Source organism: Lysobacter sp. Root76 (genome assembly GCF_001428685.1).
GTDB lineage: Bacteria > Pseudomonadota > Gammaproteobacteria > Xanthomonadales > Xanthomonadaceae > Lysobacter.
Window position 1 is genome coordinate 30,300 of the sequence record NZ_LMIK01000008.1, and the last position, 16,525, is coordinate 46,824.

Below are 16,525 nucleotides of genomic sequence, written 5' to 3' on the forward strand. Positions count from 1 at the left end.
CTTGTCCTTCTATTCCCTGAGGGAACTCCCGGACCGTTCCGGAAGCTTCGCGGACCGCGGGGTCCGCTCGGCGATCAAATACACAAATGCGCGACCGCCGCAAGCGAAATCCGCCATATCCGGCATTTTCCGCCTCGTCAGGCAATCCGTCACTGCGGTTCGCCCGGCCTTGCCTCGCGCTTGCCTTGTGAGAGGAAAGCGCGCTGTTATACCCTGCCCCGACTACTGCGGCAACCGCAATCCGACGACGGTCGCCCGCATTAAGGAAACGTGATCGACCGCCTCCTCATCGTCCTGCTTCGCGGTTACAAGCGCTGGATCAGTCCATTGCTGGGACCGCGCTGCCGCTTCTATCCGACCTGCTCGGAATACGCGATGCAGGCGATCGCCCGTTTCGGCGCCTTCAAAGGCAGTTGGCTCGCCCTGCGGCGGATCCTGCGCTGCCATCCCCTGCACCCCGGCGGCCACGACCCGGTGCCGCCCCCGAACCCCGGAAAGCACTCATGTCATCGACACTGATCGTCAACGCCCGCCTGGTCAACGAAGGCCGCGAATACGACGGCGACCTGCGCATCGAGGACGGCCGCATCGCCCGGATCGGCGCCGGCCTGTCCGCGCGCGACGGCGAAACCGTGGTCGATGCCGGCGGCCGCCGCTTGCTGCCGGGCATGATCGACGACCAGGTCCACTTCCGCGAACCCGGCCTGGAGTACAAGGCCGACATGGCCACCGAGTCGGCCGCGGCGGTGGCCGGCGGGCTGACCACGTTCATGGACATGCCCAACACCAACCCGCCGACCCTGGACGCCGACGCGCTGGAGGACAAGTACCGCCGCGCCGCCGGCCGCGCCTGGGGCAACTACGGCTTCTACCTGGGCGCCAGCAACGACAACCTGGCCGCGATCCAGCGCCTGGACCCGCGCACCGCGCCGGGCGTGAAAGTGTTCATGGGCGCGTCCACCGGCAACATGCTGGTCGACGATCCGGTCACCCTCGACGCGATCTTCCGCGACGTGCCGACGCCGATCATCACCCATTGCGAAGACACGCCGATGATCGACGCCGAACTGGCGCGCTACAAGGCCAAGTACGGCGACGACATCCCGGCCGAGTGCCATCCCGACATCCGCTCGCGCCAGGCCTGCAAGAAATCCACCGAACTGGCGATCGCGCTGGCGCGCAGGCACAACACCCGCCTGCACGTGCTGCACATCAGCACCGCCGACGAGTTGGCGCTGTTCGAGGCCGGCCCGATCGAAGGCAAGCGCATCACCGCCGAGACCTGCATCCACTTCCTGCGTTTCGACCGCGCCGATTACGCCGCGCTCGGCCACCTGATCAAGTGCAATCCGGCGATCAAGGACGCCAGCGATCGGGAAGCCCTGATCCGCGCGGTCGCCGAAGACGTAATAGATGTGCTCGCTACCGACCACGCGCCGCACACGCTGGAGGAAAAAGCGCGCCCCTACACGTCCGCGCCCAGCGGCCTGCCGCTGGTGCAGTACGCGCTCAACGCCGCGCTGGAGCTGGTACACGAAGGCCGCCTGAGCACCGCCCAGGTGGTCGACAAGTTCGCCCACGCGCCGGCCAAGCTGTTCGACGTCGAGAACCGCGGCTTCCTGCGCGAGGGCTACGCCGCCGACCTGGTCCTGATCGACGACACGCCGTTCACGGTGCGACGCGAGGACGTGCTGTCCAAGTGCGGCTGGTCGCCGTTCGAAGGCCGCACGTTCCATTCGCGGATCGCCTCGACCTGGGTCAACGGCGTGCTGGCCTGGGACGGAACGCGCCTGGTCGGCGCGCCCAACGGGCAGCGTCTGGCGTTCGCACGATGAGGCAGGCCGCGGCCGCGCTGGCGACGCTGGCGCTGGCGGCCTGCGCCGCGTTGCCGGTCGCCGGGGCGCAGCAAGCCACGCAGGTCCAGGCGCCCGCGGCGCCCGCCGCCGACTCGCGGGTGGTGTTCCCCGCTTCGGTGCAGCAAGGCGCGCTGGTGATCGGCAAGGTGCCGGCCGGCAGCACGGTGCGCTACGGCGAGCGCACGTTGCGGGTCACGCCCTACGGCTCGGTGGCCTTCGGCGTCGGCCGCGAGCAGAGCGCGCCGGTCGAGGTCGAAGTGCTGAGCGCCGACGGCCGCAGCCAGCGCGTGAGCATCGCGGTGACGCCGCGCGACTGGCCGATCGAACAGATCAACGGCGTGCCGCCCAAGACCGTGAACCCGCCGCCCGAGATCGCCGAACGCATCCGCCGCGAGCAGGCCCTGGTCACCGCCGCGCGCGATCGCGACGACGAACGCGCCGATTTCGCCCAGGCCTTCGTCTGGCCGGTGCAGGGCCGCATCAGCGGCCGCTTCGGCAACCAGCGCGTGTACAACGGCCAGCCCGGCTCGGCGCACTCGGGCATGGACATCGCCGCCGCGTCGGGCACGCCGGTGCTGGCGCCGGCCGCGGGCGTGGTCAGCTTCGCCGCGCCGGACCTGTACCTCACCGGCGGCACCCTGCTGCTCGACCACGGCCACGGCGTCAGCTCGAACTTCCTGCACCTGTCGCGCATCGACGTGAAGGTCGGCGACCGCATCGCCCAGGGCCAGGTCCTGGGCGCGGTCGGCGCGACCGGCCGCGCGACCGGGCCGCACCTGCACTGGGGCATGAACTGGTTCGACGTGCGGATCGATCCGCTGCTGGTGCTGGAACGCGGCGACACCGCGCGCGCCGCGACGCAGCCGTCCATTCGCCCCTGAGGTACGGCGCCGGCCGGCGCCGGCTCAGCTCACCAGTTCCTGCACCCGCGTGGCGTTATGGCCGGTCACGCGATCGCGTCCGGCCGACTTGCTGGCGTACAAGGCCGCGTCGGCGCGCTCGAGCAGGTGCTCGGCGGTTTCCTCGTGCAACAGCTCGGCCACGCCCACGCTGAGGCTGGCGGCGAGCAGCTTGCCGTCGATCGACAGCGGCCGGCAATTCACCGACGAGCGCAGGTTTTCGGCCACGCCCAGCGCTTCGCGCAACTGGGTGTCGGGCAGCACCACCAGGATCTCGTCGCCGCCGTAGCGGCCGAACAGATCGTAGGTGCGCAAACGGTTGCGGGTGCGCAGCGAGATGATGCGCAGGGTCTGGTCGCCGACGCGGTGGCCGTGTTCGTCGTTGATGCGCTTGAAATGATCGACGTCGAAGAACACCACCGACAGCGGCCGCCGGCTCTTGTGCGCGGACTCGACCGCGGTCTTGAGCCGGGCCTCGATCGCCGGCCGCGTCATCGCGCCGGTCAGCGCGTCGTAGGTGGCCTGGCGGCTGGCCTGGTCGCGGTCGCGGCGCAGCTGCTGGAGCTTGTCGGACAGGCCGATCATCAGCACGAGGCCGCCCAGGGCGAAGCCGACCGGGAACGCGTAGTCCATCCATTCCGGATTGCCCCACCAGCCCAGCACGGCGGCGAAGCGCAGCACGGTCAGGACGAACACCGGCGACCACGACAGCAGCAGGAAATAGGCTTCGCGCTGGCGCCGCCAGGCGCCGATCGCGCCGGCCGTCAGCACGATCCCGAACCCGGTCAGCAACACCAGATTGGCCGCCACCGCGACCAGCGGCGCGACCGTGGTCAGGGTCACCAGCATCAGCAGGCCGATCGCGACATTGCATGCGGTCAACACCCGCATCAGCGTCGGCTGGGTCTGGCGCAGGCTGAGGTAATAGGCCAGGAAGGCATTGCTGGCGAGCACCGCGATCAGTCCGAACATGCGTCCGACGCGCGGATCGTCGCTGACCAGGATCGACAGCCAGGGGATCGACCGGGCCTCGCCGCCGTAGCTGACCAGGTACAGCAGCTGCGCCAGCAGGGTCAGGCTCAGCATCAGGTAACTGCGCTCGCCGATCCCGGCCCAGAAGCCGAACGCGAGAATCGCCAGCACGCTCATCGTGGTCAGCACCGCGGTGCGCCAGGCGACGTGGGCCATGTCCTTGCGATGGACCGTCGCCAGCGGCTCGATCGCCGCGGTCATCGGCAGCGGCGTCAGCGATTGCACGCGCAGGTACAACGATTCGCCGGCGGCCAGGCCGTGGTCCAGCGGCACCACCAGGGCCCGGGTCGAGTTGCTGCGGTCGGCGTCGAGCAGTTCGCGCCGCAGCGGCAGCGGCGAGCCCGGCAGCCAGACTTCGACCTTGTTCAGATGCGGCGAGCGCAGCACCAGCTGCGGTTGTGCGCCGGCGGGATAGTCGCGTTTCGCGGTCAGGCGCCACCAGCGCGGGGCGCGGCTGAGTTCGCGCAGGGACAAATCGGAAACGGCGACGAAGCGTCCGTCGAAATCGCCGGCGAGCACCTGCACCGGCAAGGGGTCGGCATCCAGGCGCGACAGTTGCAGCGACTGCGCCGGCGCGGCGGCCGCCACTAGCATGCCCAACCAGACCGCTACGGCCTGCCACCTACGACGCGAGGGTTTCCCCATTACCCGTCCCGGCACTCTGTACTGCTTGAGCATAGCCCACCGGACGTGATGGCGCGCACACTTCAGGTGCCGCTCGGTCGGCCGGAACAGCCGGCGGGAGCGCACGAAGGCGATGGAAGCGTTTGCAGTTCCGGCGCGCCATCGGCACGCCCGATGCGCCCGGCTAGGCCCAGGCGGCCGGCGCGCGGCCTCAGTCGCGGCCGCCCTGCCCGGTCACTCGCGCGACCGCGTCATGGGCGTGCAGGCTTTCGAAATGCGCGACCTGGGCGTCGAAGCGGTCGATGCGCGGATCGGCCGAGAGCGCGGCGGCGACGCGGCGCGCAGCGTCCTCGCAGAACATCAGGTTCTCGGCGTTGAGGCGGGCGAACGCTTGCTCGTCCTCGCGCTTGACCGCGGTCTGCACCGGCGTGCCCAAGGCCTGCTCGACGGCGTCGATCAGCGAGGTCAGCGGCAGCTCGTCGAAGGCCGGGCGCAGTTCGACCCGGATCTCGGCGCGGCTGCGCTGCGCATGCGGGGTCGCGGCCAGGCCGCGCTCCGACGCCAGCCACTCGCCGACCACCGCGGTCGAGAGCGGATGCGCGGCGGCGAAATCGGCGACGAAGCGCTCGGCGTTGAGCTGGCGCGACAGCGCGGCCGAAGCCGGGCAGGTGCTGGAATACTCGACGGAAAAACCCAGGCCCAGGTGCAGATGGCCGTCGCGCAGGGTGGCGTCGATCTCGACCGGGTAGCGCTTCCAACCGGCGTTGGCGCTGGCCAGGGCCGGACGCAGCAACAGCTGTTCGTAGCGCAGGACCAGGCGCGCGGCGCTGGAAATGCCGCCCTGGCCCTCGATCAGCGCCTGCAGCACGCGACGCAGGCCGGCCGGCGTCAGGGTCTCGCTGGCGAACGCATCCTGCAGTTGCAGATACATGCGCGACATGTGGATGCCGCGCGCGTCGGCGTCGCGCAGGTCGACCGAGACGTCGACCGAGGCGGCGACCTGGATGGCGTCGCCGTGGCCCGTGGCCACGCGCAGCGGCAAGGCGATGTTCGACATGCCGACCCAATCCAGCGGACGCGCCGCGGCGGCGGCGTCGAAGGCGACATCGGGTAGGCGACGAGGGGGGCGGGAGCTGGTGGTCACGACGGCTTCGTTGGGGCGGCGTGGGGGGCCGCAATGGCCGCCATTCTAGCGGTCGCGCCCCGCCCGCCCCTGTCCGGGGCTGAAACGCTGTGTCTGCACGGCCGCGGTTGGGCTGCCTGCGGTCGCACCTTAAGTGCCGCTGCGCCGGCGTGCGGCACGCCAGGCGCTCCACAGGGCACGCCACGGCGACAGCGGGCGCGCGGCATCGTCGGCGCGCAGGCGGGCCAACGCGAGCCCGGCCCACAGCCGCCGCGGCACGGTCGCGGCGGCCTCTGCCGGCCAGTGCGCTCGCAGTTCCTCGGCCCAGGCGGCGGCCGCGCCGGCCTCGCCGCTGCGCGCGAGCACGCCCAGCGGCGCCGCGCGCTCGCCCTCCAGCGCCAAACGCGCATGCAACAGGTAGGCGGCGACGACGGCCGCATCGCCGGATCCCGGCTCGGCGCCGAACAGTGCGGCGTCGATCGCGGCGATCGCGGCGGCGAATCCGTTCAGTTGCGCGCAGGCCTCGGCGCGGTCGAGCGGGCGTTCGCGGGTCTCGGCCAGGCCCGGCAATGCGGCCGCGAGCGCGGCCCAGGGCGCCGGCCGGCGTTGCAGCGCCTGGCCCAGCGGGTGCCGGCGCCGGCCCTGCGACCAGCCCTGCAGCTCTTCCAGCCACCAGCCCAGCTTGAGTTCGCCGGGACGCGCGTCGCGTCCGCCCCAGGCGGCGTCGCCGAGCTCCTGCTGCAACGCGGCCCAGGCCAGCGCGGTTTCGCGCTGCGCGGGCGGCACGAAGGTTTCGGCCAGCGCCCACTCGGGCCAGCGCGCGCGCCATTTGCCGATGAAGCTCGCCAGCGCGTCGTCCGGCGCTGCGCTGCCGGTCGGCGTGTGCGCGTCGCCGGCGTGCGGCTCGCTCATCGCCGGACCGGCCAGGCCGCGGCCACGCACAGGGTGTGCGGCAGTTCGACCAGGCGATCGCCCTGCCAGGCCTGCGGATCGTCCTCGGCCAGGCGGTAGCCCCACAGCGCGACCACCGAGGTCATGCCGGCCGCGCGCGCGGCGATGATGTCGCGCTCGTCGTCGCCGACGTAGACGCAGTCGGCCGGGTCCACGCCGATGCGTTCGGCGGCGACCGTCAGCTGCAGCGGATCGGGCTTGCGCCTGGGCAGGGTGTCGCCGCCGATCAGCACCGCGCAGCGCGATTCCCAGCCCAGCAGCGGCAGCAGCAACTGCGCCAGGTACTCGGGCTTGTTGGTGACGATGCCCCAGACGCAGCCGGCGGCTTCCAGTTCGGCCAGCATCGCCTCGATGCCGTCGAACGGCCCGCCGTGGCGGCCGAGTTCGTTCTGGTAGTGATCGAGAAATTCCTGCAGCCAGGTGCTGCGCAGCTCCGCGGCCACGTCCGGAAACGCCGCCGCGAGCATGGCCTGGCCGCCGCGCGACACGTGCGGGCGCAATTGCGACAGCGGCATCGGCGCCTCGCCGCGCTGCGCGCGCATGAGGTTCAGCGCCGCCAGCATGTCCGGCGCGCTGTCGAGCAGGGTACCGTCCAGATCGAACAATGCGGCTTTCGGAAAGCCCATCGCAGCGGCTTCGCGGTTCATGCCGCCTCCGGCTTGCGGGCGCAGGCCAGATAATTGATGTCGGTGCGCGCGATCACCCGCGCGGCGTTGCGCCAGGGTTCGTACATCAGGCCGCTGACGTCTTCCAGCTGCAGCTCGACCGCGCGCAGCCACGCCGCCAGTTCCGAGGGCTTGATGAAGTCGCGGTACTGGTGGGTGCCCCTGGGCAGCACGCGGGCGACGTACTCGGCGCCGACGATGGCCAGCGCGAACGCGGCCGGGGTGCGGTTGAGCGTGGACAGGAACAGCCGCCCGCCCGGCTTCAGCAACTTCGCGCAGGCGCCCACGATGGCCGCCGGATCGGGCACGTGCTCGAGCATCTCCATGCAGGTGATCGCGTCGAAGCTGGCCGGCTGCTCCGCCGCCAGCGATTCCACCGACTGCTGGCGGTAGTCCACGCGCACGCCGGTTTCCAGCTTGTGCAGGCGCGCGACCTTGATCAGTTCCGGAGCCAGATCGATCGCGACCACCTCGGCGCCCGCGCCGGCCAAGGCCTCGCTGAGCAGACCGCCGCCGCAGCCGACGTCGAGCACGCGCGCGCCGGTCAGGGTCGCGCGTTGCGCGACATAGCCCAGCCGCGCCGGGTTCAGCGCGTGCAGCGCCTTCTGCGGGCCCTGCGGGTCCCACCAGCGGTTGGCCAGGGCGCCGAACTTGTCGAGTTCGGCCTGGCTGAAGTTATCGTCGGCGCCGGCCTGGGCCGGTTCGGACGCGTTGCCGTGTGCGCTCATGGACTCTGCCTGTGCAACGTTGCGTGAAAGGGGGATGCCGGACTCAGCGTCCGAGCGCGGCGATCCGGCCGCGCCACTGGCGCGCGTTGGCGATCAGGGCCTGCACGTCGAGGTCGACCAGCACGCGCTCGCGCAGCTTGGCCGCGCCGGCGATCCAGACGTCGCTGACCTGATGGCGGCCGCTGGCGTAGATCAGCTGCGAGACCACGTGGTGCAGCGGCTGGGTTTCGAGCTGGCCCAGGTCGACGCAGACCAGGTCGGCCTGCTTGCCGACTTCGATCGAGCCGATCCTGGTTTCGTAGCCCAGCGCGCGCGCGCCGCCCAGGGTCGCCGCGCGCAGCGCGCTGAACGCGTCCAGCGCCGAGGCGTCGTCGGCCACGGCCTTGGCCAGCAGGGCCGCGGTGCGGGTTTCGCCGAACATGTCGAGATCGTTGTTGCTGGCGCAGCCGTCGGTGCCGATCGCCAGATTGACGCCGGCCTGGTGCAGCTTGCAGGCCGGGCAGAAGCCCGAGGCCAGCTTGAGATTGGATTCGGGGCAATGCACCACGCTCACGCCGCGCTCGGCGCACAGTGCGATCTCGGCGTCGGTGAGCTGGGTCATGTGGACGGCGATCAGGCGGTCGGTGACCAGGCCCAGCCGGTCCAGCCGCGCCAGCGGGCGCTGGCCGTGCAGCTTGATCGAGTCGGCGACTTCCTGCGCGGTCTCGTGGGTGTGCAGGTGCACCGGCAGGTCGAGCTGGTCGGCGAGCATGCGGATGCGTTCGAAATTGGCATCGCTGACCGTGTACGGCGCGTGCGGCGCGAACGCGGTCGCGACCAGCGGATCGTCGCGCCACAGGTCGTGGACCTCGCCGGCGCGGTCGAAGTATTCGTCCGAGCTCTGGGCCCAGGCGGTCGGGAAATCGATCACCGGCAGGCCGACCCGGGCGCGGAAGCCGTGGCGCTTGTAGACCGCAGCCTGGACGTCGGGGAAGAAGTAGTTCTCGTTGGCGCAGGTGGTGCCGCCGCGCAGCATCTCGGCGATCGCCAGGGTGATGCCGTCCTCGACGAATTGCGGCCCGATCACCGCCGCCTCGACCGGCCAGATGTGGCCCTGCAGCCATTCCATCAGCGGCAGATCGTCGGCGATGCCGCGCAGCAGGGTCATCGGGTTATGGGTGTGGGCGTTGACCATGCCCGGGATCAGCGCCGCCTCGGGCCGCGCCACGGTCTCGGCGGCGCGGTAGCGGATGCGCGCGTCGGCTGTCGGCAGGATGTCGACGATCGCGCCGTCGCGCACCGCGACCGCGTGGTCTTCCAGCACGACCGCGTGCGGCTCGACCGGGACCACCCAGCCCGCTTCGATCAACAGGTCGCAGGGCTGGGCTGGGGTATCGATCGTCATTCGCGTTTTCGGCTCTTCGTTACCGCGCAACGGCGGCGCATATCGACAGCGTAGCGGGTCGGACGCCGCTTGCGGTTACGCGCGGACGGCCCGCTGGCGCGGCGTCGCGTCCGGACCGCCCGGCTCGAGCGTGGGCGCCAGAGCGTTGGCCGGTGGGGAACCGAAGCATCCGGCCATCGCCGGATTCCATGGTTCCCCGCTGGCTCCCCGCTTCGTGGAGACGTTGCGAGGGCCCTGCAGGCACCCCGGCACTGCGCTGGCGCTAGTGCGTTCGCGAGCCGGCGTCCCGCAAACGCACGCCCTGCCCCGCCTGCGCGGGGACGACCCATCGGCAAGCCCGCGGCCGCAAGCGGCCACGGGCCCATGGATCACTTCACGCGGCTGACGTACTCGCCCGAACGCGTGTCGACCTTGATGATTTCGTCCTGGCCCACGAACAGCGGCACGCGCACCACCGCGCCGGTTTCCAGGGTCGCCGGCTTGCCGCCGCCGCCCGAGGTATCGCCGCGCACGCCCGGGTCGGTCTCGGTGATCTTGAGCTCGACGAAGTTCGGCGGCTGGACCGCGATCGGCACGCCGTTCCACAGCGTCACCACGCACTCTTCCTCGCCCTTGAGCCACTTCTCCGAACCGCCCATGCCGGCCTTGTCGGACTGGACCTGCTCGAACGACTCCTGGTTCATGAAGTGCCAGTACTCGCCGTCGGAGTACAGGTACTGCATGTCGGTGTCGACCACGTCGGCCTGTTCGACGCTGTCGGTGGCCTTCATGGTCATTTCGACCACGCGGCCGGACTTGATGCTGCGGTACTTGATGCGGGTGAAGGCCTGGCCCTTGCCCGGCTTGACGTATTCGGTCTCGGTGATGATGCACGGGTCGTTATTGACCAGGATCTTCTGTCCGGTCTTGACGTCGTTCATGCCCAAGCTGGCCATGCTGGAACTCCTAACTAAGAAATGATGGGGCGGTAGCGCCCACCGGACCGCAAGGCCCCGAGGGAGCGCCGCGCCGGCGGCGGAAGGCTAGAATGTCGGGCTGCGCCGCCCACCGCCGCCGAAAGGCCGGGCGGGACGCGAACGGGACCGGAACCGGGAGACATCCCCTGGGCCCCGGACCCACGAAACCGGATCCATACAAGCTAGCCCCACATGATACCCGCAGCCCCGGCCTCCTTGCAGCCGCACCCCCTCCCGCGCCCGGCCGCGCCCGCGCGCTGGCAGGCGCTGTGGCGCGACGCCGTGCGCGATCCGCGCGAACTGCTGGCCCTGCTGGGGCTGGACGGGCTCGCCGCCGGGGTCTCGGACGCGGCCGCGGCCCAATTCCCGCTGCGGGTGCCGCGCGGCTTCGTCGCCCGCATGCGCGCCGGCGACCCGCACGACCCGCTGCTGCGCCAGGTCCTGCCGCTGGACGAGGAACTGCGGCCGATGCCCGGCTATGCCCTGGACGCGGTCGGCGACGGCGCCGCCAAGGCCGCCGACGGGGTGATCCGCAAATACCGCGGCCGCGCCCTGCTGGTCGCCACCGGCAGCTGCGCGATTCATTGCCGCTACTGCTTCCGCCGCCATTTCCCCTACGCCGAGGAAACCGCGGCCGCCGCCGGCTGGCGCGGCGCGGTCGAACTGATCGCGGCCGACCCGGGGATCGACGAGGTCATCCTGTCCGGCGGCGATCCCTGGTCGCTGGCCACGCCCAAGCTGGCCGAACTCAGCGACGCCCTGGCCCGGGTCCCGCACCTCAAGCGCCTGCGCATCCACACCCGCCTGCCGGTGGTCCTGCCCGAGCGCGTCGACGCGCCGCTGCTGGCCTGGCTGCGCGCCCTGCCCTGGCCGGTCACGGTGGTCCTGCACGCCAATCACGCCCAGGAGTTCGACGAGACCGTCGATGCCGCCCTGGCCCGCCTGCGCGGCGCCGGCGCGACCCTGCTCAACCAGGCCGTGCTGCTGCGCGGTGTCAACGACAGCGTGGAGGCGCTCGCAGATTTGAGCGAACGTGGTTTCCGCGCCGGCGTCCTGCCGTACTATCTGCATCAACTCGATCGTGTGCAGGGGGCTGCGCACTTCGAAATCGACGACGAACGCGCCCGTGCGCTGCATCGCGCACTGGCCGCGCGGCTTTCTGGCTATCTGGTTCCAAAACTGGTGCGCGAGATCGCCGGAGATCCCGGAAAGCGACCGCTGTAACGCAGTTCGCATGGACTCTGGCCCGGCCTTCGTGTCATAAACCCGGGCCACGGAGGTGGTGAATGCAATTCGGCAAAGACATGGTGCTGCGCCTGCTGATCGTCGACGACAGCGTCGAGGCGGCGGAAGCCATCGTCAGCGGCCTGCGCAACAGCGGCATCGCCGTGCGCCCGTCGCGTCCTGAGAACGAAACCGAGCTGGCCGCGCTGATCGGCCAGCAGCAGCCGGACCTGGTGCTGGCCGCGCGCGAGGCGCGCAACGTGCCCCTGCCCAAGGTCATGCAGCAGGTCGACAGCACCGGCAAGGACCTACCGGTGGTCGTGCTGCTGGACACGGTCGACGACGCCCGCCTGCTGGAAGTGCTGTCGATGGGCGCGCGCAGCGTGATCCTGCGCGGCCACACCGACCACGTGCAGAACGTGGTCCGCGCCGAATGGGCCGACCTGGAGGCGCGCCGCTCGCTGCGCCGCCTGGAATCCCAGGTGCGCGAGACCGAGCGCCGCTGCGACAGCCTGATCGACTCCTCGCGCGAGCCCATCGCCTACATCCACGAAGGCATGCACATCCGCGCCAACACGGCCTACCTGGAAATCTTCGGCTTCGAGTCGTTCGAGGAAATCGAGGGCATGTCGCTGCTGGACATGGTCGCGCCGGGTCAGGTCGACGGCTTCAAGCAGCTGCTCAAGCAGTTGTCCAAGGGCGAAGCCCCGCCGCCGCGCTACGAAACCGAAGCGCGCACGCTGGACGGCAGCCACTTCGCCGCGGTCATGGAATTCACCCCCGCCACCTACGAAGGCGAGCAATGCCTGCAGGTGGTCCTGCGCCGCCAGGAGTTCGATCCCGAACTCGCGCGCGAGGTCGAGGCCCTGCGCCAGCGCGACCAGGTCACCGGCCTGCTCAACCGCGCCACCTTCCTGCGCGCGCTCGAAGACGCGGTCTCCGACACCGCCCAGAACAACGCCCACCACGGCCTGCTGCTGATCGAGCCCGACCATTACGCGCGGCTGCTGCAGGAAATCGGCCTGGACGCCTCGGACGAACTGATCGCCGCGTTCGGCGAGCGCCTGCGCACCGTGATCGGTGCCGACGACGTCGCCGCGCGCTTCTCCGAGCACCAGTTCGCGGTGCTCACGCCGAACTGCGACTACCACGCGACCTCGGCCCTGGCCGAGCGCCTGCGCGCCGCCTTCGCCGACCACGTGCTGGAAACCGCCAGCCGTTCGCTCAACACCACCGTCAGCATCGGCGGCGTACAGATCGGCGAAAAGATCGCCAGCGTCACCGCGGTGCTGGGCAAGGCCAGCCAGTGCGTGCAGTCCAGCATCGGCGTCGGCGGCAACCGCTCCGAACTGTTCGACCCGGGCGCGGCCGACCGCGCCGAGTCCGAACGCGTCGAGGCCTGGGTCACCCGCATCCGCGACGCGCTCGACGCCGACCGCTTCCTGATGAACTACCAGCCGCTGATCAATCTGCACGGCGAGCCGATGGAGATGTACGAGGCCTACCTGCGCATGCAGGGCGAGCCGGGCGAACTGGTGCAGCCGCTGACCTTCCTGCAGATCGCCGAGGAACACGGCCTGCTGTGGGAAATCGACCGCTGGGTCGTCGGCAAGGCGATCCAGGTCATCGGCGAGCGCCTGCGCGCCGGCAAGCGCACCACCCTGCTGGTCAAGATCACCCAGGCCTCGCTGCAGGACGAAAGCCTGCTCCAGCACATCGAAGAGCAGCTGGCCCGGCAGAACGCCGAAGGCCGCCTGCTGGTGCTGCAGCTGCCCGAGTCCAAGGTCTTCACCCACCTGCGCGCGGCGCAGGAATTCCAGGCCCGCGTCGCCCGCTTCGGGGTGCGCGTCGGCCTGGAGCAGTTCGGCTCGGGCCTGAACTCGTTCCAGATGCTCAGCCATTTCGACGCGGCCTTCCTCAAGATCGACCGCGCCTTCATGGAAGACCTGACCAGCAACGCCGACCACCAGCAGCGCATCCGCGAGATCGCCGCCAAGGCCCGCGAGCTGGGCAAGCAGACCATCTCCGAATTCGTCCAGGACGCGGCCAGCATGTCGTTCCTGTTCGCCGCCGGCATCGACTACGCCCAGGGCCACTTCCTGGCCGCGGCCGGGCCGGAAATGGACTACGACTTCCAGTAAGCGCGGGATTCGGGCAGTTGCCTCATCCCCCAAAAGAAAAAGCCCGCCGGATGGCGGGCTTTTTTCTGGCGCTTGCGGTGCGCGATCAGCGCGCGACCACCGGAGCGCGCACCGTCTCGGCCGGAGCGTTGCGCAGCGCGGTGATGCGCTCTTCCAGCGGCGGATGGCTGCGCATCAGCTTGGACAGGCCGTGGCCGACCGCGCCGCTGATGCCGAAGGCCTGCACCTGTTTAGGCAGCGTGCTTTCGCCGTAGGTCTGGCCCAGGCGCTCCAGGGCGCCGATCATCTTGTCGCGGCCGGCCAGGCGCGCACCGCCGGCATCGGCGCGGAACTCGCGGTAACGCGAGAACCACATCGCGATCATGCTCGCGAACAGGCCGAACACCATGTCGAGCACGAACACGATCGCGTAGTAGCCCAGACCCGGGCTGCCGTCGCGACTGCCGCCCAGGTAACCGTCGATCACGCGGCCGACCAGGCGCGCCAGCACGATCACGAAGGTGTTGAGCACGCCCTGGACCAGGGCCATGGTCACCATGTCGCCGTTGGCGACGTGGCTGACCTCGTGACCGAGCACCGCTTCGGCCTCGTCGCGGCTCATCGAGCGCAGCAGGCCGGTGGACACCGCGACCAGCGCGTTGTTGCGGTTGGCGCCGGTGGCGAAGGCGTTGATCTCGGGCGCGTCGTAGATCGCGACCTCGGGCATGCCGATGCCCGCCGCCTCGGCCTGACGGCGCACCGTGTTCACCAGCCACTGTTCGGCTTCGTTGCGCGGCTGTTCGATCACGTGCGCGCCGGTGCTGCGCTTGGCCATCCATTTGGACAGCAACAGCGAAACGAAGGCGCCGCCGAAACCGAACAGCGTGGCCATGATCAGCAGCGAACCGTTGCGGCCGGTATCGATGCCGAACTGCCGCAGTACCGCCATGACGATGCTGAGCAAGGCGAGGACGGCCAGGTTGGTGGCAAGGAAAAGAGCGATGCGTTTGAACATGGTCTAGGGATGAACCGTACCCGCGCACCGTGCGCGGTCAGGTAGAAAATGTGGCAGGCTCGGCGTGAATTCAAGTGAAACCGACACCGTCGCGGCTTTGCTCGACGAGTCGGTTGACGATACGCAAGCCGAATCGACGCATTCGGGTTGGCCGGATGCGCATTCGGCCCGCCTCGCGCACCCCAAAACCATGCCCGGCCACACGCCCTTGTCCGCATCCCACGCCCCGAGCTACCGCGGCCGCTTCGCGCCCTCGCCCACCGGCGACCTGCACTTCGGATCGCTGCTGGCCGCGTTCGGCAGCTGGCTGCTGGCCCGGCATGCGCAGGGCGCGTGGCTGATACGCGTCGAGGACCTGGACCCGCCGCGCGAAGTCGCCGGTGCCGCCGAGCGCCAGTTGCAGGCCTTGAGCGCGTTCGGCCTGGAGTCCGACGAACCGGTGCTGCGCCAGAGCGAGCGCGGCGAGGTCTACCGCACCGCGATCGAACGCTTGCTGGCGCAGGGCCTGGCCTTCCCCTGCCATTGCAGCCGCAGCGATCTGGCCGCGGTCGGCGGCATCCACCGCCGCTGCGTGGCCGCGCCGGACCGCCCCGGCCGCGCGCCGGCGATCCGCCTGCGCGTGGCCGACGGCAGCGTGGTCGCGTTCCAGGACCGCATCCGCGGCGCGCAGTCGCAGGACGTCGCCCGCGAGGTCGGCGACGTGGTCCTGCGCCGCGCCGACGGCTACTGGGCCTACCAGCTCGCGGTGGTGGTCGACGACGCGGCCCAGGGCATCAGCGACGTGGTCCGCGGCGCCGACCTGCTCGACTCGACGCCGCGCCAGATCCTGCTGCAGCGCGCCCTGGGTCTGGCCACGCCGGACTACGCCCACCTGCCGCTGGTGCTGGGCAGCGACGGCCGCAAGCTCTCCAAGTCCGACGCCGCCCTGGCGGTCGATCCGCGGCAACCGCTGCCGGCGCTGCGCGCGGCCTGGCGCGCGCTCGGGCAGGCGCCGGCCGCGCTGACCGGCGTAGGCTCGGTGCCGGCCCTGCTCGCGCGTGCGCAGGCCGAATTCGAGCCCGGGCGCATCGCCTCCACACCGACGGTTTCGCTCGCCGCGATGCACAACGGCGATTTCATATTTGCTGACTAGAATCGGCTCAGGGCCGCACGTCGCGGCCGTGGAGAGGAAGACATGCAGTCACGCGTCGCACTGGTCACCGGCGGTACCGGTGGCATCGGCACCTCGATCGTCCAACGCCTGGCCCAGATGGGCCATAAAGTCGCGACCAATTACCGCGACGAGGCCAAAGGACGCGCCTGGCAGGCGCAAATGAAAGGACTCGGCATCGACGTGGCGATCGCGCAGGGCGACGTCTCTTCCCCCGAACAGGCCGAAGCGCTGATCCGCGACGTCGAGCGCCAGCTCGGCCCGGTCGACATCCTGGTCAACAACGCCGGCATCACCCGCGACTCGACCTTCCATCGGATGAGCCCGCAGCAGTGGACCGACGTGATCGGCACCAACCTCAATTCCTGCTTCAACGTCACCCGCCCGGTGATCGAGGGCATGCGCGAGCGCAAGTGGGGCCGGATCGTGCAGATCAGCTCGATCAACGGCCAGAAGGGCCAGTACGGCCAGGCCAACTACGCCGCGGCCAAGGCCGGCATGCACGGCTTCACGATCTCGCTGGCGCAGGAGAACGCGAAGTTCGGCATCACCGTCAACACGGTCTCGCCGGGCTACATCGCCACCGACATGGTCATGGCGGTGCCCGAGGAAGTGCGCAACAAGATCGTCGCGCAGATCCCGACCGGGCGCTTGGGCAATCCCGAGGAGATCGCCTACGCGGTCGGCTTCTTCATCCCCGACGAGGCCGGCTGGATCACCGGCGCCAACCTGTCCGCCAACGGCGGTCAGTACATGGGCTGGTAAAGCCCGCGCGTCGCGCCTGCGGGCGCGGCGCCC

15 protein-coding genes are annotated in these 16,525 nt (G+C 70.3%); 7 read left to right on the plus strand and 8 right to left on the minus strand.

Annotated features, from left to right (window positions below):
• Positions 1–270: 270 nt before the first annotated feature.
• The 3 genes from yidD to ASE10_RS15485 are packed head-to-tail and all read left to right on the plus strand — an operon-like array spanning position 271 to position 2,737.
• On the plus strand, positions 271–519 hold the full coding sequence (gene yidD, locus ASE10_RS15475) for a membrane protein insertion efficiency factor YidD (protein ID WP_162250180.1): 249 nt from the start codon (positions 271–273) through the stop codon (positions 517–519).
• Positions 504–1,835 carry a dihydroorotase gene (locus tag ASE10_RS15480; RefSeq protein ID WP_055909947.1) on the plus strand — a complete coding sequence of 444 codons (1,332 nt, stop codon included), beginning with the start codon at positions 504–506 and terminating at the stop codon, positions 1,833–1,835. Before yidD ends, ASE10_RS15480 begins: the two co-directional genes overlap by 16 nt.
• The gene (locus ASE10_RS15485) at positions 1,832–2,737 is read left to right on the plus strand and encodes a M23 family metallopeptidase (protein ID WP_055909945.1); all 906 of its coding nucleotides are present in this window, start codon (positions 1,832–1,834) and stop codon (positions 2,735–2,737) included. Before ASE10_RS15480 ends, ASE10_RS15485 begins: the two co-directional genes overlap by 4 nt.
• Positions 2,738–2,761: 24 nt before the next feature.
• Here the strand turns inward: ASE10_RS15485 and ASE10_RS15490 are convergent, their stop codons facing one another.
• The 7 genes from ASE10_RS15490 to efp all read right to left on the minus strand — a co-directional run bounded on the left by ASE10_RS15490 (position 2,762) and on the right by efp (position 10,197).
• Complete coding sequence (locus tag ASE10_RS15490) at positions 2,762–4,381, minus strand: diguanylate cyclase (RefSeq protein ID WP_162250480.1); 1,620 nt, start codon at positions 4,379–4,381, stop codon at positions 2,762–2,764.
• 241 nt (positions 4,382–4,622) lie between these two features.
• Complete coding sequence (gene folE2, locus ASE10_RS15495) at positions 4,623–5,555, minus strand: GTP cyclohydrolase FolE2 (RefSeq protein WP_055909940.1); 933 nt, start codon at positions 5,553–5,555, stop codon at positions 4,623–4,625.
• Positions 5,556–5,684: 129 nt separating this feature from the next.
• Positions 5,685–6,446: a phytoene/squalene synthase family protein gene (locus ASE10_RS15500; protein WP_157480979.1), complete on the minus strand. Its 762-nt coding sequence runs from the start codon at positions 6,444–6,446 to the stop codon at positions 5,685–5,687.
• Positions 6,443–7,132, minus strand: a complete 690-nt coding sequence (locus ASE10_RS15505) for a phosphoglycolate phosphatase (protein WP_235565918.1) — start codon at positions 7,130–7,132, stop codon at positions 6,443–6,445. The genes ASE10_RS15500 and ASE10_RS15505 overlap by 4 nt, the downstream gene beginning before the upstream one ends.
• Entirely contained in the window at positions 7,129–7,878 is a 750-nt protein-coding gene (gene ubiG, locus ASE10_RS15510; protein WP_055909935.1) for a bifunctional 2-polyprenyl-6-hydroxyphenol methylase/3-demethylubiquinol 3-O-methyltransferase UbiG, read from the minus strand. Before ubiG ends, ASE10_RS15505 begins: the two co-directional genes overlap by 4 nt.
• 43 nt (positions 7,879–7,921) lie before the next feature.
• On the minus strand, positions 7,922–9,262 hold the full coding sequence (locus tag ASE10_RS15515; protein WP_055909932.1) for a TRZ/ATZ family hydrolase: 1,341 nt from the start codon (positions 9,260–9,262) through the stop codon (positions 7,922–7,924).
• A gap of 368 nt (positions 9,263–9,630) precedes the next feature.
• Positions 9,631–10,197 carry an elongation factor P gene (gene efp, locus ASE10_RS15520; protein ID WP_055909928.1) on the minus strand — a complete coding sequence of 189 codons (567 nt, stop codon included), beginning with the start codon at positions 10,195–10,197 and terminating at the stop codon, positions 9,631–9,633.
• 213 nt (positions 10,198–10,410) lie between these two features.
• Between efp and epmB the strand changes: the two genes are divergently transcribed.
• Together epmB and ASE10_RS15530 are read left to right on the plus strand one after the other, a co-directional pair.
• The gene (epmB, locus tag ASE10_RS15525; protein ID WP_055909925.1) at positions 10,411–11,442 is read left to right on the plus strand and encodes an EF-P beta-lysylation protein EpmB; all 1,032 of its coding nucleotides are present in this window, start codon (positions 10,411–10,413) and stop codon (positions 11,440–11,442) included.
• 62 nt (positions 11,443–11,504) lie between these two features.
• Positions 11,505–13,583, plus strand: a complete 2,079-nt coding sequence (locus tag ASE10_RS15530; protein ID WP_055909922.1) for an EAL domain-containing protein — start codon at positions 11,505–11,507, stop codon at positions 13,581–13,583.
• 85 nt (positions 13,584–13,668) lie between these two features.
• On the opposite strand, the gene htpX is transcribed toward ASE10_RS15530, so the two are convergent.
• Positions 13,669–14,577, minus strand: coding sequence for a protease HtpX (htpX, locus tag ASE10_RS15535; RefSeq protein ID WP_055909919.1), 909 nt, complete (start codon positions 14,575–14,577; stop codon positions 13,669–13,671).
• Between the two features lie 208 nt (positions 14,578–14,785).
• Here htpX and gluQRS point away from each other — a divergent pair, with 208 nt between their 5' ends.
• Complete coding sequence (gene gluQRS / locus ASE10_RS15540) at positions 14,786–15,709, plus strand: tRNA glutamyl-Q(34) synthetase GluQRS (RefSeq protein ID WP_235567566.1); 924 nt, start codon at positions 14,786–14,788, stop codon at positions 15,707–15,709.
• A gap of 42 nt (positions 15,710–15,751) precedes the next feature.
• The gene (phbB, locus tag ASE10_RS15545; protein ID WP_055909916.1) at positions 15,752–16,492 is read left to right on the plus strand and encodes an acetoacetyl-CoA reductase; all 741 of its coding nucleotides are present in this window, start codon (positions 15,752–15,754) and stop codon (positions 16,490–16,492) included.
• Positions 16,493–16,525: the final 33 nt, after the last annotated feature.